Raw genomic sequence first — 25,471 nt, 5'->3', positions numbered from 1 at the left:
CCTTTACTTTAAAATTAAATTATCTGCCCAACTTGTGTCTTCATAATCCTGCTTAGTAACACCTTGGGTATAACCTTTTTTATTTTCATTTTTGATCCAAGCAGCAACATAAAGTTTAAAGCCAGCCTCTAGCTGGCCGATATTTTTTAATGGCACTTCTTTTTCAAAGTTCTTATTAATAAAAGAGTCCCAAACTTGGCCAATTGGTGTTTTTAGTTGTCTAAGGTCTAATTGCTCAATAATTTTCTGATTAGGTTTACCAATATGATTCTGCCATTTATTCACTAAATTTTGTCGTGTTGTAGCATTTCTATCGGTTGTTGTATTATAACGGTGCGTGCCCTGCTTGAATTTCAACATAACAGCTTGAGCGTATGCCATAAATCTTTTTCGGGTAAAATCCATGGTCGTTATGGGCTCATCATCAGCGTCCATTTTGGCAGCAAATGTATTCCAAATATCTAAATAGAAATTATCGTCGTAGCCATGCTGCATTTTCAACTTAGTAACTTGCTCTTTTACCGCAACGGGCATGATTTCAGACCAAGTCATACTATTTGTTGAATTGGTATCGCTATAACCTCGTTGCTCTGAAAAGCTTTCTTGGTTAAATTGAGCTTTCGGAGCAGGAGCATTGCTTTTAAAACTGCTCACTTTGATATTATTTTTAGCGATGTAAGTTTCCATTGAATGGTCATTGCAAAACTCTTGTAATGAATACCACTTGCTATGACTATGCGACGTCGAAATAAAATCACCTGTCACGACAATTTTTTCACTTTCCATCTTATATAAAATACGCTTTATTTTATCCAGCTTAAAATAAGGAAATAACTGAGTAAGTGCTTCGAAAGAAAACTGTACCCACACATATCTATCGTAAATATGCTTATTATTTACCTTATTCTCTCGCAAATTGGTACGAAAATATTGTAGTAATATAGCTACTTCAACGCCATATTTAACGGCATCTTCAACATCAAAGTGCTGAATGTGGGACATGTGCAAAACCTTCTTGAGTTACTGAACTATTTATTAATAATCTACCTATAAATATAACTCATTCTATCACGGTTTTTATAATTTTTGATCAATCATTATATCGACATTTATTAATCAATAATTAATGCTGTTCTGGTATTCATTTCGATACTAGCGCAACATATTTACTGTGTTACACTAGCGTTTAAGTATAGATACAACACGTTAATTAAAGATGGATGCAAAGCAATTACTTGAACAAGCTCGAATAACCTGTCAACAATCGGGCGCAAGGTTAACATCTGCTCGCGAGCAAGTATTTTTATTATTAGCTGAAAATGATGGTGCTATTGGTGCTTATGATTTATTAGAGAAACTAAAAATCGTTGACCCTGGCGCAAAACCAGCAACGGTTTATCGCGCTTTAGATTTTTTAGCCGCGCAAGGCTTTGTTCACAAAATTGAATCTATTAACTCATTTTTATTGTGTGATCATTTTAGTGAGTGTAACCACCCGGTACAATTATTGATTTGTGATAACTGTGGCAATGTGGAGGAGATTCAATCTAATAATCTTGATTTGGCATTAAGAGCAATGGCAGATGCCAGTGGTTTTAGCATTAACAAACAGGTTGTTGAGGCGCACGGAAAGTGTAAAACCTGTAACAGAGCAATCTAGATAATATTAGCTTGTGTCATCAATGTATTAAGACGATATTTCTTTAGTTATAACTAAGAAAATATCGGCCTGTCGCCAAGCGAATTACGAACTTGGCATACACCATCTAACACTGCAATAATAATTTTATCATCTCGATATGAGCTTGGAAAAATTACTCGATTATCAGTTTTTACTGTAAGATCATTTAGTACGTCTGAACAAATAGACGTCATATCACTTTGGTCATAATACAACACTGTTACCGTACTTGTATTGCTTACCATCACATTATCCCTTTGATTTTTAATGACTTAAAAACTTTAATGCGGATGCTGCCTGTTTACCGAAATTTAAAGCCTATATACTAATATAGCTTGGTAATTAAATAACGTCTATGTTGATCGTAAAGTAAATAGAATTTAAGCCGCCCTTGGAAGTTCTCAGCTAATCTTCATCCATAATGCCACCAGGACCGGCAAAATTATCAAAGCGAGAATATAGCCCCTGAAACGTTAATCGCACCCGGCCAATAGGGCCATTACGTTGTTTCCCCAAAATAATTTCTGCCGTACCTTTGTCGGCAGAATCTTCGTTATACACTTCGTCACGATAAATAAACATAATCAAGTCGGCATCTTGCTCAATTGAACCCGACTCACGTAAATCTGAGTTAATCGGTCTTTTGTCGGCACGCTGCTCTAGACTACGGTTTAACTGTGACAGTGCTACCACTGGTACTTGTAATTCTTTGGCTAAAGATTTTAATGAACGAGAGATTTCGGCTATTTCTAAGGTACGGTTATCACTAAATTGTGGAACACGCATAAGTTGCAAATAATCAATCATGATCATAGATAGACCACCATTATCACGAGCAACCCGTCTAGCACGAGAACGAACTTCTGTTGGTGTAAGGCCTGCTGCATCATCGACAAACATTTTACCTTTATCAACAATCAGCGACATGGTATTTGATAGTTTAGCCCAATCCTCATCGCCTAACTGACCGGTACGAATTTTGGTTTGGTCAATGCGGCCAAGTGATGCCAACATACGCATCATAATTTGATCTGAAGGCATCTCTAGTGAAAATATTAGTGCCGGTTTATCTTGCATCATTGCCGCATTTTCAGCCAAGTTCATCGCGAACGTGGTTTTACCCATCGACGGTCTTGCCGCTATAATGATCAGATCAGAAGGCTGTAAACCTGCTGTCATTTTATCTAAGTCGGTAAAACCAGTAGAAACACCTGTTACACCGCCATGTGGTTGACCATAAAGTTTTTCTATCTTATCAACCGTTTTTTCCATTACTGAATGAATGTTTTCAGGGCCCTCTGACTTACTCGCCCGTTGCTCGGCAATTTGAAAAACCTCAGATTCAGCAAAATCAAGTAATTCACTACTTGGCCGACCTTGCGTATCGTAACCTGCATCTGCAATATTGTTAGCAACTTTTATTAATTCACGAGTAACAGCACGCTCACGTACAATATCTGCATAGGCACTAATATTGGCCGCACTTGGGGTATTCTTCATCATTTCAGCGAGATAAACGAAACCGCCAACATCATCGATTAGTTGCTGATTTTCTAATTCTTCTGATAAGGTAATTAGATCAACCGGATTGCCTTTTTCAAGTAACTCGCCAATGCTCTCAAAAATAGTACGATGAGCACGAGAATAGAAATCATCACTTACAACTCGTTCGGCAACATTATCCCAAGAGCTATTATCAAGTAATAAACCACCAAGTACTGATTGCTCGGCTTCTAATGAGTGAGGAGCAATTTTAAGCTGTTCAACTTGATTATCATTTGCTTTCTTAAAGTCTTTCTTGAAGTCTTTTTTGAATTCTTGCTTTTGCGCCATTATTACTTGAGTTCCATATCGAAAATATACTTGGTTTCACATACAAAAAATGCAGGTTTTATATGATTGGCTATTATCGCTAATTTAACTGTTTAAGATAAGCTATTAATGAAAATAATTGAAGAGAATCTTGATTAGTTATGAAAATTAACCTAATTAATATTAAAACAGGTTACGGCTCAACATCTTCAGGACAATGACTCAATACCTTAGTGTGCATTTCTTTATCTTGCATCACTAAGTTAACATCAAACTGCCACAAATAATGTAAATGTTTTATTACCTCGTCTTTAGTATCAGCCAAGCTGACATCATTATGCGGTATATACTCCAAAGTTAATGAACGATCGCCTTCAATGTCAGCGTTAATGATTTGAATATTAGCTTCAATATGGCTCAAATCATATTGCTTGGCTAATGCGGTGCGAATTTTTTGGTAGCCTTTTTCATTGTGTATGGCGGCCACTTCAAAGTGACTTTTACTGGCATCATCGGTGAGCTCAAAAAACTTAAATTTTCGGATAAGGTGTGGCGATAAATATTGACTAATAAAACTCTCATCTTTGTAATTATGCATCGCTGATTTAACTGCATCTAGCCAGTTACTGCCGGCAAGCTGTGGAAACCATTGTTTATCTTCATCACTAGGATGTTCACAAATACGGCGAATATCGATAAACATGTTAAACCCTAACGCGTAGGGATTAATTCCTGAATATTGGGGAGAGTTATATGCTGGCTGATTAATAACACTTGAATGGTGATGTAAAAATTCCAACATAAATTTATCGGTTAATAAGCCTTCATCAAAAAGGTGATTAATAATGGTGTAATGCCAAAAACAAGCCCACCCCTCATTCATCACTTGTGTTTGTTTTTGTGGATAAAAATATTGAGCGGTTTTACGTACTATACGCACAATTTCTCTTTGCCACGGCGCAAGTAAAGGCGCATTTTTTTCAATGAAATATAATATATTTTCTTGTGGTGATTCAGGAAAGATGAGGGGGTTATTTTTCTGTTTACTGCGCTCAGTGTTGCTACTATCTAACTTTTGCCACAATTGGTCTACTTGCGATTGCAAATACATTTCTCGCTCTTTTTGTTGCTCCAATTCTTCTGCTAAAGAGATTTTTTGCGGTCTTTTGTATCGATCGACACCATGATTCATTAACGCATGGCAAGCATCAAGCGTGGCTTCTACTTCACTTATGCCATGCGTTTGCTCACATTGATGAATATAATTCTTAGCAAACAATAAATAATCAATAATAGAGTCGGCCTCAGTCCAAGTTTTAAATAAATAATTCCCCTTAAAAAAAGAGTTATGGCCGTAACTTGCATGGCTCATAACCAATGCTTGCATAGTTAAGGTATTTTCTTCCATCAAATAGGTTATACAAGGATTTGAATTAATTACTATTTCATAGGCTAATCCCATATGACCACGCATATAGTTTTGTTGTGTTTGCAGGAACCGCTTGCCAAAGCTCCAGTGGTTATATCCTATTGGCATACCCACACTGGCGTAAGCATCCATCATTTGCTCGGAAGTGATCATTTCAATTTGATTTGGATATGTGTCTAGTCCATAAAATTTCGCTACACGATCGATTTGTTGTTTATACTTTTCCAGGTAGTCAAATGTCCACTCGGCACAATCGGGTAATTTATCAAAGCTAAAATCAACCGCCATATTGCCCCCAAGCAGCGTTAATACTTTCTGTCTTTTTAAAAAGCTCTCTGAACACCGGGTAAATGTCGGTCACCTCGGTAATTTGTTTCATCGCAAAGTTTGGGTACTTATCAGCTAGTCTTTGATACTCCAACCATAATGACTTTGGATCACTATTGTTTATCTCGATGTAACTATAAAATCGGACTATCGGCAGGATCTTGTTTGCCAATAACTGATAACATTTGGGCGTATCATCTTGCCAATTATCTCCGTCTGAAGCTTGCGCAGCGTAAATATTCCAGTCTTTTGAGTTATAACGTTTTTTGATAATTTGATAGAGTAATGTGAGTGCACTGGAGATAATGGTACCGCCTGTTTCTTTCGAATAGAAAAAGTCCTGCTCGTCTACTTCTTTTGCCTGAGTGTGATGAATGATATACACCACATCAATAGTTTCATAATTTCGGGTTAAAAATAAATACAACAAAATATAAAAGCGTTTCGCCATATCTTTAGTCGCTTGCACCATAGAGCCAGATACATCCATTAAACAAAACATAACTGCTTTTGAGGATGGAATTGCCTGCTTGTCGTAGTTTCTAAAACGTAAATCAAAGGTATCAATAAACGGCACTTTCGCTATTTTGTCTTGCAAAGAAGCAATCGTTTTCATTAATCTGGCTTTCTCTGTACTAGGCTCTTTGTTTTCCTGCTCTAGTAATTCAAGTTGTTGCAGACAATCATTAAGTTGTTTACGTTTTTCACTAGTCATTGCCATACGTCTTGCTATAGAGCCTTGCAATGATTTTACAATATCAACATTTGCTATAGCGCCTTCATTGCTATAGCCAGAGCGTACTGTTTTATAATCGATGAGTTTATCAACTTGATTGAATTGCAAATTAGGAAGTGCTAAATCGTCAAACAATAAATTTAGATACTCATCTGCCGAGATAGAAAAAATAAAATCATCTTCACCTACACCACTATCACTTGCCCCACTTTCACCTGGTCCTTTGCCTTTAGGGTCGTTAGGCCTTGGTATTTTATCTCCTTCACTGAATTGGTCATTACCCGAATATATACGCTGCTTAATACCACCATCACCTTGCTTAAATGTAGGTTCAGATAAGTCTTTTTTAGAGATAGTGACATCTTCATCAGATTGATGATCGGTGATTTTACGGCGATTAATCGATTCAGCTAAAGAGTGTTTAATTTGACTTTTATAACGACGTACAAATCTTTGGCGATTGACCATTGATTTGTTCTTTGCATTCAAACGTTTGTCGATAAAAACAGCCATAAACATTCTCCCTGTGCATTAAGATGATTTCCTAACTCGTAAATACCATTCAGACAATAACCGAACTTGCTTAGCGGTGTAGCCTTTGTTGATCATCCTCTGCACAAATTCATCATGTTTTTGCTGGTCTTGCGAAGAAGATTTAGTGTTAAATGAAATCACCGGTAACAAGTCCTCGGTATTGGAGAACATTTTTTTCTCTATCACTGTGCGAAGTTTTTCATAACTGGTCCAAAGCGGGTTTTTACCATTATTATTGGCTTTCGCTCTTAAGACAAAATTGACAATTTCATTACGAAAATCTTTCGGATTAGATATACCGGCAGGCTTTTCAATTTTCTCCAATTCACTGTTCAAGGTTGAACGATTAAGTATTTGGCCAGTATCAGCATCGCGATATTCTTGATCCTGGATCCAAAAGTCTGCATACACCACATATCTGTCGAATATGTTTTGTCCGTACTCTGAATAAGATTCAAGATAAGCGGTTTGAATTTCTTTACCAATAAACTCAATATATTCAGGGATCAAATAATCTTTGATAAACTCTAAATAGCTATCAGCCGTTTCTTTAGCTAATTGTTCTCGCTCAATTTGCTGTTCAAGCACATAAAACAAATGCACTGGGTTTGCAGCGATTTCAAGATGGTCAAAATTAAACACCCGAGAAAGAATTTTAAAGGCAAATCGAGTTGAAACCCCCGACATACCTTCATCAACACCGGCATAATCTCGATATTCTTGATAAGATTTTGCTTTCGGATCGGTATCCTTTAATGACTCACCGTTATACACCTTCATTTTCGAATAAATGCTTGAGTTCTCCGGCGTTACCAGACGAGATAAGATAGAGAATTGCGCTAATATACTTAACGTAGATGGTGCACATTGGGCATCGCTTAACTCACTGTTGTCGAGCAATTTTTGATAAATTTTTACTTCTTCTGACAACCTTAAGCAGTATGGAACTTTAACGATATAAACCCTATCGAGAAACGCTTCATTGTTTTTGTTATTTTTAAACGTTACCCATTCCGACTCATTAGAATGAGCTAAGATAATACCTGAAAACGGCAAAGCAGAAAGTCCTTCCGTTGAATTGTAATTACCTTCTTGAGTAGCCGTTAATAGCGGGTGTAACACCTTAATCGGCGCTTTAAACATTTCAACAAATTCCATCAGCCCCTGATTTGCTCGGCACAGAGCACCTGAGTAGCTGTAAGCATCAGCATCATTTTGAGCAAAGTGCTCTAGCTGTCGAATATCTACCTTACCAACAAGTGATGATATATCTTGGTTGTTATCATCACCGGGCTCAGTTTTAGCTATGGCAACTTGATTAATAATCGAAGGGTGTAATTTCACCACCTTAAACTTTGAGATATCACCATTAAACTCATGTAAGCGTTTAACCATCCAAGGAGACATAATTGTATTTAAATATCTCGAAGGGATGTTGTAATCTTCGGTGAGAATTTTGCCATCAGCTTCAGGGTCAAATAAACAGAAAGGATGATCATTTACTGGGCTTCGTTCGCCATTGGCACTCAGTACATAGATTGGTATTTGCTGCATTAACTCTTTAAGTTTTTCAGCTAATGAAGATTTACCACCACCAACGGGCCCTAATAAATACAATACTTGTTTCTTTTCTTCCAAACCTTGCGATGCGTGAGTGAGATAAGACACAATTTGTTCTATGGCTTCTTCCATGCCAAAAAACTCAGCGAAAGCAGGATAACGAGTGATCACTCGATTAGAAAAGAGTCTACTTAATACCAGATCTTGCGAAGTGTCAATTAACTCAGGTTCACCTATGGCAGCCAATAATCGCTCTGCTGCATTAGCATAGGTTAGTTTGTCATTACGACACAGCTGAAGAAATTCTGTTAACGTTAGCTCCTCTTCTTTAGCTAAGTCGTAGCGGCTCTGATAATGCTTAAAAATACTCATAATCACCCCTACAGATTTCATTGCGGTTATTCAATTAGACCGTTAAAACAGGGTTTTGATAGCAAAAAAAATTATTTTATTTTGTAAAAAATTGAATAACCTTTCATTTAAGAATACTTCAAGATAAGGATTAGTCTAGTTAAAACAAATAATTATTATGGTTATGAAAGTGTAAAAGAGCGGGTAATTCAGTGATAAAAAAGCCAGTCTAAATAACAAAAGATTGGCTTAACTAGTTTGAAATCATTGAAATAAAAATCTTTAATAATGCAATTTAACGTTACCCGATACTGTCGACATTTTAATTGAAGCGCTGCCAGAGCCAGCTTGAGTTGATAATTTCGAGTGTGGCCCGTATTTGTCTTTTTCCACTTTATCATCGGTTAGTTGATTAGTTATTTTGCCACCGGCATTTGAATTAACTTTGATATAGGCATTAACTTCCTTTTGCAAAGCAAGATTCAGATTACCACTTACTGACGACATTTTTAACAGGCCGTCATCACTAAGATCAAGCTTAGCATCAACGTTTCCGCTGACACTTGATAGCTCAGCATCAATCACATTATTTAAGGTAACTTCTAAATCACCTGAAATTACATTAGCAACAACTTCTTCGGCCGAGCCATTTACTTCTATATCGCCACTTACGGCATAATATTCAATACGACCGGTAGAATTATTATCTTTAATATCGCCACTAACGGTAGATAAGCTTATACGGCCTGTTAAGGTTTTAGCATCTATATCGCCACTTACCGTTTCAACATCGACTCGATTTCCGCTAAGTTGCTTAACAATTACATCACCACTTACGGTTTTCGCTCTTACATCATTACTCATATTACTCACAGAAATATCACTTGATACCCCCTGGAATCTAAGTTTTGCACTTTGTGGTACTTCAATAACGATGTCAGTTTCCTGACCGTCATGTTCCCAAAAGCTATTATTCATCTGGGCAGGCATTTTAACTTGCACGAAAACATTATCGCCATCGGCTTTTAGAATAAAATCAGTCGCTTTTTCATCCAATTTTCCCGACACCCATACTTGGTTAGTATCGGTTCCTGTTATTACAACTTTGCCACGTAAATTATCAACACTAATGTTGGCACTACTACTAACTGATATTTTTTGATCTACGTCTTTTGCAAATACAGGAAGCACGAATGTGAGTGCTAAAATTGCTAACGGTAATTTATAAAACTTCATACATTTCTCGATATCATTACTGACTTTAATTATCTTCTAAATAGTTTTTAGCACTATTTTTTGCCGTTATATGGTTTGCCATTGGGGACTATACAAGTGCTCAATCAAGTTCAGCTCTTGCTGTTGTGTCCACTTTAATAGGTTTAGCAAGTCAGCGTTATCGGGGTCATCTGCCAAAGCTTTAATTAATGACTTTCTGGCTGAATCCAGCTCATTAAACTGCTCCTGAATCTCAGTTGGTAGTGCTTTAATATCTGGTTCACCAAAACTAACTAACATGCTGTTTTTTTCTTGACCATATTGCTGCACAATAATATCTAGCGCACTCACTTGGGCTACTTGAACAGGCTGTTCAGTATTTAAGTTCCAAGTCAGAACTACAGCTAAGGCAACAGATGCAGCCCATGCGTAAGGTGTAAACGGAGTTTTTTTAGGTGTACTGTCATGCTGGGCGTTATGTTCAATAGCATGTTCAATACCTGCCCATAAATCACGTTCAGGCTTTATCTCTTTGGCAAGATTGTCTATTTGTGTTTGTAATTGTTGATCTGTTATTGACTTGTTCATAGTTACAACCACTCTTTTAATAATGTTCTGGCACGATGATAATGAGATTTACTCGAACCCACCGCCATATTTAGCATTGTTGCTATTTCTTCATGTCTGTAGCCTTCTACGGCAAATAAAACAAACACAATTCTAGCTCTTTCAGGTAAACGCAAAATCACTTTGTCCAAGTCTGATAAATCTTCAATTTCATTACCTGCTTGCTCCGCTTGCGGGTTATCTTCAATACTAAAAACTTTTTGTACCCAGCTTTTTTGTTTGCGCATATGGGTTAATACCGTATTGGTAGCTACTGAATGCAACCAGGTAGAAAACTTAGCATCGCCACGAAAATTCTCCATTTTTAACCACACTTGCACGAATACTTCTTGCGCCACGTCATCGGCTTGGTCACGGTTAGACAACATACGTAAACACAATGCATACACTCGGCCAATATGTAACTTATACAAATGGTTAAATGCGTGTCGATCGCCGGCCTTGGCGTTTGTGACCCATTCTTGCTCTTGTTTTTGGGCAAAAACATCTTCGGCATTTATCACTGTGTTCGGAGCAGACAAATTATTTAAATCCTAAAAAGCTATTTTGTTTTAATGTTTTGTTATTAAGTAAGATGCAGTAAAGATTAAAAAGGTTTAGAGCAATAAAAATTAATTTATTTTTCACAACTAACATTAATAATAGCGAGTTATCAAGAACTTAAAAAGTATAAAAATAGAGGGGAATTACTATTTGCAATCTGGGCAGGTTTTAATATTAAGAACAACCGATAATCCAATTGCCAATAATGTCAGTGTTGCTAGCTTTCCATAGATATTTGGCACTGCGATAAGTACAGAAAAACCACCAAAGATAAGAATTGAAAATACCGCTACAGATTTAGCTCTTTTAGGAATACAACGATTTTTTTGCCAGTTATGAATTATTGGACCAAATAGTTTATTGTTTATCAGCCATTTATGGCAACGCTTAGATGATTTAGCAAAACATGCAGCGGCCACCAATAAAAATGGTGTGGTAGGTAGTACGGGTAAGGCGATGCCAATAATAGCTAAGACAACAAAGCCAAATCCAACTGCTAGATAGAGAAACCGCTTCATTATCGTTGTCCTAAACCAGTAATTACCTAACACCATTCAAGATGCGGGATTGCAGGGAGAAATAAAGTAGGGTCAGAGTCAAGTATTGTTGTTAAAACTTGACTCTGACCCTACTTTATAGCCGTTCTATCTAAGCGTAAGGGTTACTTTCGCGGTACTTAATTTGCATACCTTGTAAAAAGTTACGCATCACTTGGTCTTTACATTCACGGTAATGCTTATGTCCTACCTTTCTGAAAAAAGCACTAAGCTCAGACTTACCAATGCGTAAATCAGCTGAAGCTAAAATAGCCAGCATGTCTTCATCATTAAGATTTAAGGCAATTTTAAGCTTACGTAAAATAATATTATTGTTTAACCTGGACTCCGGTTTAGGCTGTGGGCCTTCACGTTTACCGCGGTTTTTATTGATTAAACCATTTAAAAACGTCGCTAATTGAGTGTCGGTTAAATTTACATACTTGCCATCGTCTTCTTTACGTAACCAATGATGGTACTTTTCAATATCAACTTTCAGTTCAGCTTGAGCGAAAATAGATAACATGGTGCTATCGTCGTAATTAAATACAAAACGAATGCGGCGTAAAATATCGTTGTTAGTCATGATCTCTCACTGTTTACTGGATTTGGGTAATGTCTATCATTGCTTCTCGGCTATGGCCGGTAAGCGCTAAGGCATCAATATATTCTTGCCACAGTCGAGCTTTATTATGAGCGTACTCTTGCAGCAATTGGGCGCTGTAAATTGCGCTGTGTTGATCATCAAAGACTAAACGAAAGCCATGTTTAGCCAAAGGTTCTATAGCCAATAGTTTAACCATTTTCTTATGACTTACCGGTGCTTTCGCTTGGCCTTTTTTCGAAGTTTTTTCGTTAGGAGAGTAAACACGCATAAATTCAAAACTTAAACTTTGGCTAAAATTATCAGCAAAATTTAACGTTAGTTCATCTGTCTGTTCATTTAAGACAAGTTGCGTAATTTTCATCTACTCTCCAAGTTATTATTTATAAAGCAATTATAGAATAAAGCGACTTAAATCTTCATCTTTAACCAGAATATCAAGTTTACCTTCAACATAGCTTTTATCAATAACAATTGTTTCACCTGATTTAGCATCAGCCTGAAACGATAACTCTTCAATTAAACGCTCCATCACAGTATGTAGACGGCGAGCACCAATATTTTCAGTAGTTTCATTTACCTGCCAGGCAGCTTTGGCTATTGATTGAATACCATCTTCAGTAAACTCAACCTTCACTCCTTCAGTCGCCAATAACGCAATATACTGCTCGGTTAATGACGCATTAGGCTCAGTTAAAATTCGAACGAAGTCTTCAACGGTTAGTGCACGAAGTTCAACACGAATAGGTAAACGACCTTGTAACTCAGGGATCAAGTCACTCGGTTTCGCCATTTGGAACGCACCTGAGGCAATAAATAAGATATGATCCGTTTTTACCATGCCGTGTTTCGTACTTACTGTTGAACCTTCAACTAATGGCAATAAATCACGCTGTACACCTTCACGAGAAACGTCAGGACCAGAGGTGTCACCACGCTTACAAATTTTATCGATTTCATCAATAAATACGATACCGTTTTGCTCTACTGCATGAATGGCTTTTTCTTTAAGCTCATCAGGGTTAACCATTTTACTGGCTTCCTCTTCTTGCAAAGCTTTAAACGCATCTTTAATTTTCAATTTGCGTTTTTTGGTTTTATCTTGAGACATGTTTTGAAACATGCTTTGCAATTGGTTCGTCATGTCTTCCATACCTGGAGGCGCCATGATTTCCATGCCAATTTGTTGCTGAGCAACATCAATCTCAATTTCTTTATCGTCTAACTTGCCTTCACGTAATTTCTTACGGAATACTTGGCGAGTAGATGAATTGTCAGTTGATTCATCTTCACCGAACGAATTTTTTGGGTTCGGAATAAGTACATCTAAAATACGCTCTTCCGCTGCTTCTTCGGCTAAATGCTTAACCCGAGTCATTTCCAACTCTTTCGTTAATTTCACCGACATATCGGCAAGATCACGAATGATCGTCTCAACTTCTTTACCAACATAGCCCACTTCAGTAAATTTTGTTGCTTCTACTTTTATAAATGGCGCATTGGCAAGTTTCGCTAAACGACGTGCAATTTCTGTTTTACCCACACCTGTTGGGCCAATCATTAAAATATTCTTTGGGGTAACTTCAGTGCGCAACTCTTCATTAAGTTGCATCCGGCGCCAGCGATTACGAAGGGCAATAGCTACCGCTTTTTTAGCGTCATTTTGGCCAATGATATGGCAATCTAATTCGTGAACAATTTCACGTGGAGTCATATTAGACATGGAAAATTCCTCTTTGATACTGGCCATTACAGCGAGCAAAAACCACTATCATGGTAATAAATTTAAATTTCGTCGATGGTTTGATTCTGGTTGGTAAATACACAAATATCACCGGCAATTGTTAAAGATTTTTCAACAATGTCACGAGCAGATAATTCAGTATTTTCCAATAAAGCAAGTGCTGCCGCCTGTGCATAGTTGCCGCCTGAGCCAATAGCAATTAAGTCATTCTCCGGCTGTACAACATCGCCATTACCTGTAATGATTAACGACGCAGTTTCATCGGCAACTACAAGCATAGCTTCCAGTTTTCTTAGGGCGCGATCACTACGCCAGTCTTTAGCCAGTTCCACAGCTGATTTAGTAAGATGGCCTTGATGCATTTCAAGTTTACTTTCAAACCGCTCAAATAAGGTGAACGCATCGGCAGTACCGCCAGCAAAACCAGCTAATACTTTTTCATTATATAAACGGCGTACTTTTTTAGCGTTGCCTTTCATTACGGTGTTGCCCAACGACACTTGACCATCGCCGCCAATACATACTTTACCGTTGCGTCTTACAGATACGATAGTAGTCACATTAAACCTCTATAAATAAAATCGGAGCGCGGTCTGCTATTTTGGCAGACAAGACGCTCCGAAAAACATACTTATAGGATATGTGGGAATGAATGCTTAGCTTTTCAAGTCCAAAGCCAGATTTGGCAATAATTGATCTTATTACGCTTTAATTTATGTTTAGCGCTTTCCGCCATGCGTTTACGTTCAAATGGACCGAGTACTACTTTATACCAAACACCATTTTTGCCAGTGGTTTTACGTATATTCGATCCTAAACCAGCAAAAGCAATATTTGCCTTCAATTCTTCTGCTTGTTGTTGCTTTCTAAATGAGCCACATTGCATCTGATAAGGGCCTTTCTCTTTGACTTCATAATCACCTACCGCAACTTCTTTATTAGGCAAGTTATCCATATAAGTCCATTTTTCAGTGGGTATTTCAGGCAAGATATCTTCTACGACTGCAGGTTTTGGCTCTGACAATTTAATTTCAGCCACTTCAACATCTGGCGCATTGTCGCTCATGAAGTTTAAGCTAAAAACAAAACCAGAGACTAACACCACAATAACGGCGAGTATTATCAAAGGTTTCATTGATGGTTTCTGCGCCTGTTTGTTAGCCTTAGGTTTGTAAGGATTTTTTTTCTTTTTGGTTGCGCGGGGGCGAGCAACATAATCTTGATGAGCCATAGCACTCTACAATTGTTATTTTTGAACCTGAATACAGGTTACTTAGGAAAATATGCTTAATTACTATTTTTAACGAACCAGACAGCAATGTACAGCGATAGTTGTATCTAATTGTCTACTTAATATTAACGAATAGATCACCAACTCAATTCTTGTGGATCGATATCTATGCTCCAACGCACTTTGGTGTTTAATGCATGGTTAGCAATATTTGCGAGTATTTGCTGCACCGCTCTGTGTAAATCTTTACGATCTTTTGCTTGTAACAGTAAATGAAAACGATATTTTCCGGCTTTCTTTTCTTGCGCAGCAGCTATTGGTCCACTAACCATACACCCGACAAAATCTTGTTGGCTTACTTCCCTCAATAACGTTTGTGGTGTACTTGGGTAATTTGCTTCCGCTCTAAATAATGCCTGAAAAGCAAAAGGCGGGATCATCGCCTGCTCACGTTCAATTAATGCATACTTGGCAAAGTGCTCATAACCATTTTGCACTAAATCTTGTAGCAATGGGTGCTCAGGATATTGAGTTTGTACCATTACTCTGCCGGGTTTGCTTTCTCTGCCTGCACGACCTGCAACTTGTACTAATAATTGCGCCATATGCTCTGGTGCTCTAAAGTCATAACTAAACAACGCACCATCAACATCCAGCACGGCCACGAGAGTAACATCAGGAAAGTGATGACCTTTGGCTAGCATTTGTGTGCCCACTAATATCTGGTGTTCTTTATCACTCACTTGTTGTAACAACTTAGCCAGCTCACCTTTACGGCGCGTACTGTCTCGATCAATTCTTACCGAGGAGTAATCTGGAAACAGTTCAACTAAACGCTGTTCTAACTGTTCTGTGCCCTGCCCTAATGGCTTAATACGCACACTACCACAATTATCACATTGCCTGATTATGCGCTTTTGACTACCACAGTGATGACAAACAAGTAAATTCTGACCTTGGTGCAGCGTATAAGATTTATTACAACGTTGGCACTCACAAATCCAATTACATTCCTGGCAAGAAATTGCCGGTGCAAAGCCGCGGCGATTTAAAAATATTAATACTTGCTCACCTCGTTTTAGCGTATCTTCAATAGCTTTTTTAAGAGTACCCGACAAGCCAAATTCAACTTGTTCTTTGGCCATATCAATCAGAGTAAGACTTGCTTTGTTACTTTTACCTGCACGTTTGGTTAACTGGTGATATTGATACTTACCCGTAAGTGCGTTTTGTAATGATTCTAACGAAGGGGTTGCAGTGCCAAGCACAATAGGGATATCAAGCTGTCTTGCTCGCAGTATGGCTACATCTCTTGCATGATAACGAAAGCCTTCTTGCTGCTTTAATGAACCATCATGCTCTTCATCTATGATAATAATTCCTGGCTTTACCAACGGCGTAAACACACCTGAGCGCGTAGCTATAATAATTGCCGATCTACCTTGCTTAGTTTGGTGCCATGTTTGTAAACGCTCGTTATCGTTTAAACCAGAATGATGTAATACAACGGGTACACGAAAACGCTTTTCAAATCGGGATAATGTTTGCGGCGTTAAACCAATCTCTGGCACAAGTACGAGTACTTGTTTATTTTGCTGTAATACTTGCTCAATAATTTGTAGATACACTTCGGTTTTACCACTTCCGGTAATACCATCAATTAAATGACAAGAAAAACTATTAAGCTGTTGGCTTATGCTACTAACAATAAGTGACTGTTCAACCGACAGTTGCGGCTTATCGTCATGGTTTATCGAGTTTTCTTTACAAACAAAAGGCTCTTGCTTAACACTTTGTTCAACAATAAGCTCTTTGCCCAGCAGAGCATTTAATTGCGCTTTGCTATAGCCGGCCATTCTAATTTCCGGCCAGGTGAGCTCATCATGTTCACAAATAAACTCAAGTAATGCTTTTTGTTTTGCCGCAACCTTTTTAAAGCCATTAACTGCGAGAGTAAATTCTTCATCCGTTAGCTTTGAATTTTTTAACCAACAAGCAGGAGGGCTTAAATCTATCGGTTTAATTTGCCTTAACAAAACCGGCAATGCTTGCGTGACGACATCGCCAATAGGATGGTGATAATAGCGAGCACATAAACTTAAAAAATCAACTTGCTGTGCAGATAATCGTGACTCATCACTTAAACGTTCAATAATGGCTTTAAGCTTAGTACTATCCACATCACATTCATGACTTACCGCAAGTACCACACCAATTAAATTACGATGGCCAAAAGGTACTAAAACCCGATCGCCTTTTATAAAGTTTACCTTGATTAATGCCTCTGGCACTGCATAAGTAAAACTTTGGCGCATGGGTACTGGTATGGCTATTTGTAAGTAAGTTAGCTGATTATCCAAGATGCTGGTCTAGTTATATTATTTTAATTTATTCTGACGAGTTAAGAGCAATTTGCCAAGCTAATTCCTACCTTATCAATTAATTAATTTAGACTGATATTTATTGGTAAATTCGAATATAATAACCAAAGCTAATAAATTGTCTATTTTTTAACTATTTTAGTTGAACATAGGCTTGCGATCCCGTATGATCCGCCAACTTAAATTGTAACTCGTATGGTACTTGGCATTTGATCAAGCGGCGATACGGCCTTAAAAAATAGAGGTTTTCCATGAAAGAAAATATCCACCCAAATTACACAAGCATGAAAGCAACTTGTTCATGTGGTAACGTTATTGAAACACAATCTACACGCGGCAAAGACATCTACTTAGATGTATGTTCTGCATGTCACCCGTTCTACACAGGTAAGCAAAAAGCTGCTGAGACTGGTGGTCGTGTTGATAAATTCAACAAACGTTTCGGTGCTCTTAAGTCTAAATAATCGACTTATTTACCGAACAAGAAAGCACCTTAGGGTGCTTTTTTATTGTCTAAAATTTACCTTCAAATTTAATAAGTTAAATTTTATCTCTTGTTCCTTCACCATCAATGGTTATACTAGAATTAATTCAATAAGTTAACCGAATGGCTCACGTGGAGTAAATCATGGAATATAACACCTCAGAACTTTGTAATCTTTATGCCGATTCAATTGACGTGCTAGAGCCAATGTTAAGTAACTATGGCGGGCGCAGTTCATTTGGTGGCACAGTAGTTACAATTAAATGTTTTGAATCTAACGGAATTATTAATGAAGTTGTAGAGCAAGATGGTACGGGAAAAGTGTTAGTTATTGATGGTGGAGGATCTACCAGACGTGCTTTAGTTGATTCTTATACTGCAGAAACAGCAGCTAAAAATGGCTGGGAAGGCATTATATGTTATGGCAGTGTGCGCGAAGTTGATTTACTTGAAGAGATAGAACTTGGTATTCAGGCAATGGTATCAATTCCTGTCGGCGCTGAAGATACAGATGTTGGCGAAACAGATCTAGCGGTAAATTTTGCTGGCGTGACAATTCTTCCTGACGATCACATCTATGCAGATAATACCGGTATTATCTTATCGCAAGATGCACTCGACATTGATTAACAGCGATTAAAAGGTACAAATCTATTGCCATGATTTACAGGATGTAATGAATGCCGTGAACGCATGGATGCGTAGGAAAGGTCCATGGCGATTTGCATTCCATCATCCCTGAAGTAAAAGCCATTGCATTGTTTTGCAATGGCTTTAAAGCTATTTGTGAGTTCGATATTCAGGGTCCAGCCAGCAACGAGGTAATTCTTCACCTGAAAGAAAAACTAAGTCTGCTTTATTAAACTCTTCTGGATCTTGTAACTCTTCGCCAGCCTGATATCTTCCTGAAACGCGTTGATGAAATAAATTGGTTAAGTCACTAATATCGCTAACATCAACCATATCACCATTGTTTCTGTTTTTTAAAAACATAAGTCACCTCGGTAAAAAAAGCTAACCGTTAATTATAATAAGTATAGTCATTCATCATAACAATTGCGCTCTTTTGGGATATCACTAAAATATTCAACAAATTCGACTTCATAACCGCTAGGGTCAATAAAATATATATTGTTACGATGAGTTGAAATAGCGCCACCTTTAGCTTTTTCAAAACCAGCCTTCGCCAATCTTTCAATCAAAGCGTAAAGGTTTGTGGTTACAAAGGCAAAGTGAGCTAACCCGATTTGATGGCTACTAAGGTTTCGGTTTTCACCAACTCCCGCATCATTAAATGTTAAATATTGATTATCATCACCAAAATGTAACCAATTTCTCGGTTTGCCATACCATAACGCCTCACCGCCACCACGTACTTGCCAATGTGGAAATGCCGCTTGATAAAATTTTAACGCCTTTGGAATGTCTTGTACGACTAAATTTAAATGCTCTAAATACACTGTAGGATGTCCTTGTTCTGTTTTTGTTGTTAAATATTGGTTTTATTTATTGTGCATTGTTTGGATAAACAACTGACAAAACGCGCTGATATACGGGTGTTTAATATCTTTATGGTCTAATGTAAGGTTTCTCGCTTGTTTGTGATTAGTAGTCATATTTTTTGCTCCTGTTTATTAACTAGGTACAGTTTAAAACCTCAACCAAACTTGAGGTAAAGTGTTTTTTTCATTATTATGAAAAAAACTTTCAAGAGTTATATAAATTTATGATGTTAGAAGAAGCAAATCTTGCTGTTGGTAGTGTAGCGAAGCGATGCGGAGTGAAAGTATCAACCCTGCATTTTTATGAAGAAAAGGGCTTGATCAGAAGTTGGCGCAATAACGGTAATCAGAGACGCTATAAACGAGATGTTTTAAGGCGGATATCAGTGATTAAAGCCGCGCAAAAAATGGGGGTTAGCCTAGATGAAATAAAAACCGTATTTGCCAACTTACCTGATAAACGTACTCCGAATAAGGATGACTGGGAAAAACTATCAAAAAATTGGCAGCAGCAGCTTAATCAACGTATTGCTTATATGGAAAAATTAAGAGATTCATTAACCGGTTGCATCGGTTGTGGTTGTTTGTCGATGACAAAATGTCCAATTTATAATCCTGAGGATATACTCGGTGAAAACGGAATTGGGCCGTTAATTCTCGATAAAAAATAAATAAGGCCAGAAGTAAACACTCCTAGCCTCATTAGAAACGATAAAAATTTATCTATGCTTCATTAGGCATGATTTTAACTTCAACACGACGGTTTAAAGCTCGATTTGCAGCTGTATCATTACTCACAATAGAACGAGACTCACCAAAGCCTTTGGTACGTAAACGGCTCGCTAAAATATCTTGATGCATCAAGTATACTTTCACACTCTCGGCGCGTTGCTCTGATAGTTTTTGGTTATAGCTTTCACTGCCGCTACTATCGGTATGGCCCTCAATTTTTAATAACGTTTTGTCATATTTGCCTAGTACTTTAGCAATATCATTTAAGGTAGTATGAAAACTGGCGGTAATATTAGATTGGCTCGAAGCAAAAGTAATATTGGCAGGCATTATTAAGCGCAAGTTATCACCTTCGCGCACAACTTCAATCCCTGAACCCGCAAGTTCTTGACGAAATTCTTCTTCTTGCTTATCCATATAATCACCAATAGCAGCGCCTGCAAGTGCGCCAATGGCTGCGCCCCATACAGCACGTTTGTTTTTGTGATTACTCGTTGATTTACCTATAACAGCACCAGTAATGGCACCTATAGCAGCTCCCTTTCCAGCATTTGAAGAAGTAGATGCACAACCAGAAAAGATTAATGAAAGCGCCAGCACCGGAACGATGTATTTTTTAGTCGACATATGAAAGTCCAAAGTAATTATTATGAATAATGTTTATGATGAGTGATGATAACAAACAAAACTGAACATGAGATGAACGTTGTAATAAAAAATTGTAAAAAACCATGAATTCATCAATATTTACGCCATTGAATATAAATCTGGGTGTTTTTTAAACAATAAATCGTGTAACTGTTTTCAACAGCGACACGTTTTTGAACATTAATAAATTTACAATAGACTACAGCCTAAATTAAATAACCTGCTTGCCTTGTTTATATAAAGCGGCTAATGGGTTTACTCCAAATTGGTAGCAAAGTTCAGCGGGTTGCTCGATATCCCACATGGCGATATCAGCATCCATGCCCACAACTAACTCACCAACTTTGTCATCAATACCTAAAGCCCTTGCAGCATTACACGTAACACCGGCTAATGCCTCTGTTGGCGTTAATCTAAATAACGTACAGGCCATATTAAGCATTAATTGCAACGAGTTGATTGGCGACGATCCCGGGTTGGCATCACTAGCAATGGCAATTCTTACATTGTTTTCTCGCAGCATTTCTATTGGTGGTAGCTTTGTTTCACGTAAAAAGTAAAACGCGCCTGGTAGTAACACTGCTACCATGCCGCTGGTTTGCATGGCTTTAACGCCAGCGTCTGATAAAAACTCTAAATGATCGCTTGATAAGGCATTATATTTTGCCGCAAGCTCGGTACCGCCCAAGTCAGATAGCTGTTCAGCATGAACTTTGACCGGAATGTTATGCGCTTTCGCTGCGTTGAATACCGCTTCAGTTTGCGCAAGTGAAAAGCCGATCCCTTCGCAAAATACATCTACGGCATCGGCTAAGTTTTGCTTGGCCACTGCTGGGATCATTTGCTCACAAACCAGTTTTATATAAGCATCGGCATCGTCTTTATATTCAACCGGCAGCGCATGCGCTCCTAAAAATGTTTTTTGCACAGTTACTGGTAAATTTTCACTTAAACGATTCGCGACTTTCAACATTTTAACTTCGCTGTCTAAATCTAAGCCGTAGCCAGATTTTATCTCTAAACTTGTTACACCCTCATTATGTAAAGCATTAAGGCGTTTGTAAGCACTCGCATACAATTCATCTTCAGTTGCAGCGCGAGTAGCTTTTACTGTTGATACAATACCACCGCCACTTTGGGCAATCTCTTCATAACTCGCACCTTGCAGGCGCAGTTCAAATTCATTGGCGCGATGACCGCCATAAACAATATGGGTGTGACAATCGATAAGCCCTGGAGTTATCCATTTGCCCATACCATCAACCACAGTTACCTGCTCAGTATCATAATCAGGAAGTTGCGCTTTATTGCCTAACCAAACGATTTTGCCGTCGTTAATTGCTAAAGCACCATCTTCAATAGCAGCATAAGATGTTCCGCCCTGACTCATAGTGGCAATATTTACATTGATAAACAGCAGTTGCCAGTTGGCACTTGGTAAGGTCATTTAGATTTCCAATTACAGTAATAATAAAGCGAAATGTAGCGTAAATTGTTGGTTCACGCAAGGCTTGTATATACAAGCCAAATATTATTAATTGTCGATTGGTTGCTAAGAGTTTACATGTCGGTTAAAAAGCTTTTAATAACATCACGATAATTACGACTTACTTTTACTTGATCATATTCACCAAGTTTAAGGAAGAATTCTCCTTTAGTATGGGGAATAACTTTTTGAATAAAGTTAAGGTTAACTATGGTAGAGCGATGAACACGTTTGAAAATTGTCGGATCTAGTTCTTCCAGTAAACTCTTTAAAGTACTGCGCTTAATATGAGTAACACCTTCGGAATGTAAGCAAACATAATCACCTGCTGCATCAACCCATTCGATTTCAGACTGCTTTAACAAGGTAATATCATCTCGGTCTTTAATCACAACTTTTCGCTCTACATTGCTACCAGAAGAGCCGGCTTGGTCGTCACTATGATCGCTACTTAATGGAAATCTTAAAGACGCATTTTCCCTTTCATTAATGCTATCAATAGCACCAATTATGTTAGTTTTATTATCGTTGTTTTCGCCTCGAGCAAAACGATTTAACGCTCGATTAACCGCTCTTTGAATATGTTCTTCATCTATCGGCTTTAGAATATAATCAACCGCATGCACGTCAAATGCATCTAACGCATATTGTTCAAATGCAGTGGTAAATACCACCATAGGCACAACATCGGTTTGTAATTTTTTAATTACGCCAAAACCATCAATGCCTGGCATTTGAATATCTAAAAACAGAATGTCTGGAGCTAAATCCATGGTGGCTTGAATTGCTTCGCGGCCATTCTTACATTCAGCGATGATGTCCAGCTCGGCAAACTTATTAAGTTTAGAACGTAAGAGCTTAAGAGCTAGTGGTTCATCATCGACTATTATCGCTTTTAATTTGGTCATAAAATTAGCTCAGTGTTACTTGGTTCAAATGGTTCAAGGATGAATCTGTTTGTGGTTCATAAGGAATTTTAATAATAGTTTTTAAACCACCAGCAGCTGAAATATTTAATTCGAAAGAATAGTTGTTTTGATAAAGCACTTTTAAACGTTCATCAATGTTTCGTAATCCGACTCCTCGACCTTGAGATATTTGTAACTTACTTGTCCCCATTTTCACCCCAGAGCCAGTGTCTGACATTTCAAGAATTAACTGCTGTTCAACGACCTTAGCTTTTAAACTTATCGTTCCGCCGTCTTCATTTTGAGCGATAACATGTTTCATTGAATTTTCAATAACTGGCTGTAATAACAAACTTGGTATTTTCGCCGCTTGTGCCTGTTTATCAATTTGAAAATCGAGTTTTAATCGTTCGCCAAATCGAGTTTTTTCAATGTCTAAATATAAGTTTAGCGCATTAATTTCATTCTTTAAGGCTATTTTATTATCGGGATTATGATCTAAAGAGTAACGTAAGAATTTGCTTAATTTTACTGTCATGCTTTGCGCGATGGTTGACTCTTCTGTTTCTATTAACGAGTTAATCGCATTTAGAGTATTACATAAAAAATGCGGATTTAATTGATAACGCAACATCTTTATTTGCGCATCTCGGGCAATCGTTTGTGCACTTATCCGCTTTAATAGCTCTTCTTTAACTTCGGCTTCCGCTTGCAGCATATGCTGATGTTCTAATTGCAATAACTGATAATACTTAGCACCATGGACTAATCCAGCCCAACTCAAAAAAACTAAGATACTACCAAAATACCAACCACCAAAATCGACCCAAATATCGTATTCAGGCGTCATCATGATAAAAGCTTGCATCCTAGCAATGGTCCAGGCAAATGATGTTACTAGTACACCTAAAATGAGTACACTCAATCTTCGCCTTACTGAATGTTCCCAATATTTCATAAACATAAAATACAAAGGTAAAGACAGCAATAACCCTAGTAACGATTGCACAAATGTATGGGCTACATTTGCCCAATTAAATTGTGCATACCAAATTGTTAATGTAGATAGGCTAAGTAAAGCAATAAAGAACCAATAAGATAACTGTAGTACCCAATATTGATAATTTGAATTATTAGCGATTTGGTTCTGCATTAATTATATTACTCTGCCTAGTTTTATTTTTAATCAGTTATAGCAATTAAAATTAATTAGTTGCTATTATTTTCTGGTAATAATTTATCGTACTTAAGTTCACTGGCTAATGCCAGTAAATAGTAATCCTATACTTTACCTGCTAAGAAACACTAAAGCAGTTAACAACTAACCGCTAATTCTTCACTAGCGATAACTAGAGGATCTTCTGTATTGTAAAGGCTTTCCATGACTAATTTAGGCTTACGATCAACAGTAAACAACCCCCAATGTTTTTCTGGCTCTTGTGGGTGCGGCGATCCTTTCCATGGCTCATCAAATGCCTCGAACACAAAAGTGAGAATTTTTTCATCATTAGTCCAGGCAAGCAATTGCTCATAATAGCTCGCTTGCAACTCTTGCGACGCATTCCAAGTTTCAATGCCGCGACCATTTGATTGTGTTGTCCAACCGGCTTCAGTAATAACAACAGGTTTACCAGGGTAATGCAGGGCAACCGAATGATAATTTTGTTTGGTATATTCCAGGGCATCATCTAAAGTGCGATATTCCCAGGCAGGGTATGTATGAATTGAAATGAAGTCCAACACCGCAACTAATGGCTCTAACTTGTAGGTCCAAGGCACATAATTTTCACAAAAGGTGACTGGCTGCTTAATGCTGTCTTTAATTTTAAGAACGTAACTCACCAAGCTATCAACTGAAACCATATGATCTGTCCACTCAACACTGGCTTCATTACCCACGGATACCGAAAACACAATATCAGTATAACGACTAGACAATTCGATTAATTTATCAACTTGAGCGCAATTAGCTTGTCTATTATCACTTAACGTTTGCTCACTAAAGTCGGCTCCCCATGGGCAATGAGGATTGCTCATTTCAGCAGCCATATCGACACCAAGCATTACCTTAAAATCAAAGCATTCCGACTCAATTACGTCCAGTACAATTTCGGCATGAGGTCCACAGTCGTAAAGTCGAAGAAATTTCCAGTTCTGCGATAAAATGAGTAAATCTTGCTTTATTTCTGCATAAGTCGGGTAAACCCCTTCGCGTGGGCTTTGCCCTTCTCGATAGCCTGAATAGCAAATTGCGTTACCATGTACTATGTTCATTTCTCTATCACCTTCATTATTATTATCAGCATTAAACATATTTCAGCTGTTCATCTGTACCCTACAAGGCCCAATATGCAAGGCCACGCAGCTAATCACTTCTTAAATTTTTAAAATTAAAACCTG

At 37.8% G+C, this 25,471-nt stretch carries 27 protein-coding genes; 4 read left to right on the top strand and 23 right to left on the bottom strand.

The genetic code is table 11. The features are described from left to right. Positions 1–3: 3 nt before the first annotated feature. Positions 4–1,002: a hypothetical protein gene (locus tag RI844_RS17265; protein ID WP_348395890.1), complete on the bottom strand. Its 999-nt coding sequence runs from the start codon at positions 1,000–1,002 to the stop codon at positions 4–6. Between the two features lie 214 nt (positions 1,003–1,216). Between RI844_RS17265 and RI844_RS17260 the strand changes: the two genes are divergently transcribed. Continuing rightward, a complete protein-coding gene (locus RI844_RS17260; RefSeq protein ID WP_348395889.1) occupies positions 1,217–1,660 on the top strand; it encodes a transcriptional repressor in 444 nt (147 codons plus the stop codon). Between the two features lie 53 nt (positions 1,661–1,713). On the opposite strand, the gene RI844_RS17255 is transcribed toward RI844_RS17260, so the two are convergent. The 15 genes from RI844_RS17255 to priA form a co-directional block, all read right to left on the bottom strand. After that, positions 1,714–1,926 carry a DUF2375 family protein gene (locus RI844_RS17255; RefSeq protein WP_348395888.1) on the bottom strand — a complete coding sequence of 71 codons (213 nt, stop codon included), beginning with the start codon at positions 1,924–1,926 and terminating at the stop codon, positions 1,714–1,716. A gap of 160 nt (positions 1,927–2,086) precedes the next feature. Beyond that, positions 2,087–3,514 carry a replicative DNA helicase gene (gene dnaB / locus RI844_RS17250; protein WP_348395887.1) on the bottom strand — a complete coding sequence of 476 codons (1,428 nt, stop codon included), beginning with the start codon at positions 3,512–3,514 and terminating at the stop codon, positions 2,087–2,089. A gap of 172 nt (positions 3,515–3,686) precedes the next feature. Then, on the bottom strand, positions 3,687–5,210 hold the full coding sequence (locus RI844_RS17245; RefSeq protein WP_348395886.1) for a SpoVR family protein: 1,524 nt from the start codon (positions 5,208–5,210) through the stop codon (positions 3,687–3,689). Next, positions 5,200–6,498: a YeaH/YhbH family protein gene (locus RI844_RS17240; protein WP_348395885.1), complete on the bottom strand. Its 1,299-nt coding sequence runs from the start codon at positions 6,496–6,498 to the stop codon at positions 5,200–5,202. The genes RI844_RS17245 and RI844_RS17240 overlap by 11 nt, the downstream gene beginning before the upstream one ends. An 18-nt stretch (positions 6,499–6,516) precedes the next feature. Continuing rightward, positions 6,517–8,451, bottom strand: a complete 1,935-nt coding sequence (locus tag RI844_RS17235) for a PrkA family serine protein kinase (RefSeq protein WP_348395884.1) — start codon at positions 8,449–8,451, stop codon at positions 6,517–6,519. A 261-nt stretch (positions 8,452–8,712) separates the two neighbouring features. Beyond that, positions 8,713–9,666, bottom strand: coding sequence for a DUF4097 family beta strand repeat-containing protein (locus tag RI844_RS17230; RefSeq protein ID WP_348395883.1), 954 nt, complete (start codon positions 9,664–9,666; stop codon positions 8,713–8,715). Between the two features lie 66 nt (positions 9,667–9,732). Further along, a complete protein-coding gene (locus RI844_RS17225; RefSeq protein WP_348395882.1) occupies positions 9,733–10,233 on the bottom strand; it encodes a hypothetical protein in 501 nt (166 codons plus the stop codon). 2 nt (positions 10,234–10,235) lie between these two features. After that, a complete protein-coding gene (locus tag RI844_RS17220; RefSeq protein WP_405054422.1) occupies positions 10,236–10,793 on the bottom strand; it encodes an RNA polymerase sigma factor in 558 nt (185 codons plus the stop codon). A gap of 168 nt (positions 10,794–10,961) precedes the next feature. After that, positions 10,962–11,333: a YbaN family protein gene (locus RI844_RS17215; protein WP_348395881.1), complete on the bottom strand. Its 372-nt coding sequence runs from the start codon at positions 11,331–11,333 to the stop codon at positions 10,962–10,964. A gap of 130 nt (positions 11,334–11,463) precedes the next feature. Then, a complete protein-coding gene (locus tag RI844_RS17210; protein ID WP_348395880.1) occupies positions 11,464–11,937 on the bottom strand; it encodes a YehS family protein in 474 nt (157 codons plus the stop codon). 13 nt (positions 11,938–11,950) lie between these two features. Then, entirely contained in the window at positions 11,951–12,319 is a 369-nt protein-coding gene (locus tag RI844_RS17205) for a gamma-butyrobetaine hydroxylase-like domain-containing protein (RefSeq protein ID WP_348395879.1), read from the bottom strand. Between the two features lie 30 nt (positions 12,320–12,349). Continuing rightward, a complete protein-coding gene (gene hslU / locus RI844_RS17200; protein ID WP_348395878.1) occupies positions 12,350–13,678 on the bottom strand; it encodes an HslU--HslV peptidase ATPase subunit in 1,329 nt (442 codons plus the stop codon). Between the two features lie 62 nt (positions 13,679–13,740). Continuing rightward, entirely contained in the window at positions 13,741–14,259 is a 519-nt protein-coding gene (gene hslV, locus RI844_RS17195; protein ID WP_348395877.1) for an ATP-dependent protease subunit HslV, read from the bottom strand. Between the two features lie 104 nt (positions 14,260–14,363). Continuing rightward, complete coding sequence (locus RI844_RS17190; protein ID WP_348395876.1) at positions 14,364–14,834, bottom strand: SPOR domain-containing protein; 471 nt, start codon at positions 14,832–14,834, stop codon at positions 14,364–14,366. A gap of 233 nt (positions 14,835–15,067) precedes the next feature. After that, positions 15,068–17,290, bottom strand: coding sequence for a primosomal protein N' (gene priA, locus RI844_RS17185; protein WP_348395875.1), 2,223 nt, complete (start codon positions 17,288–17,290; stop codon positions 15,068–15,070). Between the two features lie 272 nt (positions 17,291–17,562). On the opposite strand from priA, the gene rpmE reads away from it, so the two are divergent. Both rpmE and rraA read left to right on the top strand, forming a co-directional pair. Continuing rightward, positions 17,563–17,775, top strand: coding sequence for a 50S ribosomal protein L31 (rpmE, locus tag RI844_RS17180; RefSeq protein WP_348395874.1), 213 nt, complete (start codon positions 17,563–17,565; stop codon positions 17,773–17,775). 164 nt (positions 17,776–17,939) lie between these two features. Beyond that, a complete protein-coding gene (rraA, locus tag RI844_RS17175) occupies positions 17,940–18,425 on the top strand; it encodes a ribonuclease E activity regulator RraA (protein WP_348395873.1) in 486 nt (161 codons plus the stop codon). 150 nt (positions 18,426–18,575) lie between these two features. Here the strand turns inward: rraA and RI844_RS17170 are convergent, their stop codons facing one another. Together RI844_RS17170 and RI844_RS17165 are read right to left on the bottom strand one after the other, a co-directional pair. Further along, the gene (locus RI844_RS17170) at positions 18,576–18,788 is read right to left on the bottom strand and encodes an acetyltransferase (RefSeq protein WP_348395872.1); all 213 of its coding nucleotides are present in this window, start codon (positions 18,786–18,788) and stop codon (positions 18,576–18,578) included. A gap of 47 nt (positions 18,789–18,835) precedes the next feature. Then, positions 18,836–19,255, bottom strand: a complete 420-nt coding sequence (locus RI844_RS17165) for a VOC family protein (RefSeq protein ID WP_348395871.1) — start codon at positions 19,253–19,255, stop codon at positions 18,836–18,838. A gap of 269 nt (positions 19,256–19,524) precedes the next feature. Here RI844_RS17165 and soxR point away from each other — a divergent pair, with 269 nt between their 5' ends. After that, positions 19,525–19,968, top strand: a complete 444-nt coding sequence (gene soxR, locus RI844_RS17160) for a redox-sensitive transcriptional activator SoxR (protein WP_348398378.1) — start codon at positions 19,525–19,527, stop codon at positions 19,966–19,968. A 52-nt stretch (positions 19,969–20,020) separates the two neighbouring features. On the opposite strand, the gene RI844_RS17155 is transcribed toward soxR, so the two are convergent. The 5 genes from RI844_RS17155 to RI844_RS17135 form a co-directional block, all read right to left on the bottom strand. Further along, positions 20,021–20,656, bottom strand: a complete 636-nt coding sequence (locus tag RI844_RS17155; protein WP_348395870.1) for an OmpA family protein — start codon at positions 20,654–20,656, stop codon at positions 20,021–20,023. Between the two features lie 232 nt (positions 20,657–20,888). Continuing rightward, the gene (gene hutI, locus RI844_RS17150) at positions 20,889–22,124 is read right to left on the bottom strand and encodes an imidazolonepropionase (protein WP_348395869.1); all 1,236 of its coding nucleotides are present in this window, start codon (positions 22,122–22,124) and stop codon (positions 20,889–20,891) included. Between the two features lie 113 nt (positions 22,125–22,237). Then, entirely contained in the window at positions 22,238–23,071 is an 834-nt protein-coding gene (locus RI844_RS17145; RefSeq protein ID WP_348395868.1) for a LytR/AlgR family response regulator transcription factor, read from the bottom strand. A gap of 4 nt (positions 23,072–23,075) precedes the next feature. Then, on the bottom strand, positions 23,076–24,224 hold the full coding sequence (locus RI844_RS17140) for a sensor histidine kinase (RefSeq protein ID WP_348395867.1): 1,149 nt from the start codon (positions 24,222–24,224) through the stop codon (positions 23,076–23,078). Between the two features lie 161 nt (positions 24,225–24,385). After that, positions 24,386–25,345, bottom strand: a complete 960-nt coding sequence (locus tag RI844_RS17135) for a glycoside hydrolase family 17 protein (protein WP_348395866.1) — start codon at positions 25,343–25,345, stop codon at positions 24,386–24,388. Positions 25,346–25,471: the final 126 nt, after the last annotated feature.

The organism is Thalassotalea fonticola (assembly GCF_032911225.1).
Taxonomy (GTDB): Bacteria; Pseudomonadota; Gammaproteobacteria; order Enterobacterales; family Alteromonadaceae; genus Thalassotalea_A; species Thalassotalea_A fonticola.
Note: the sequence above shows the minus strand (reverse complement) of the source record. Positions and strands in the feature narration are given on the sequence as shown.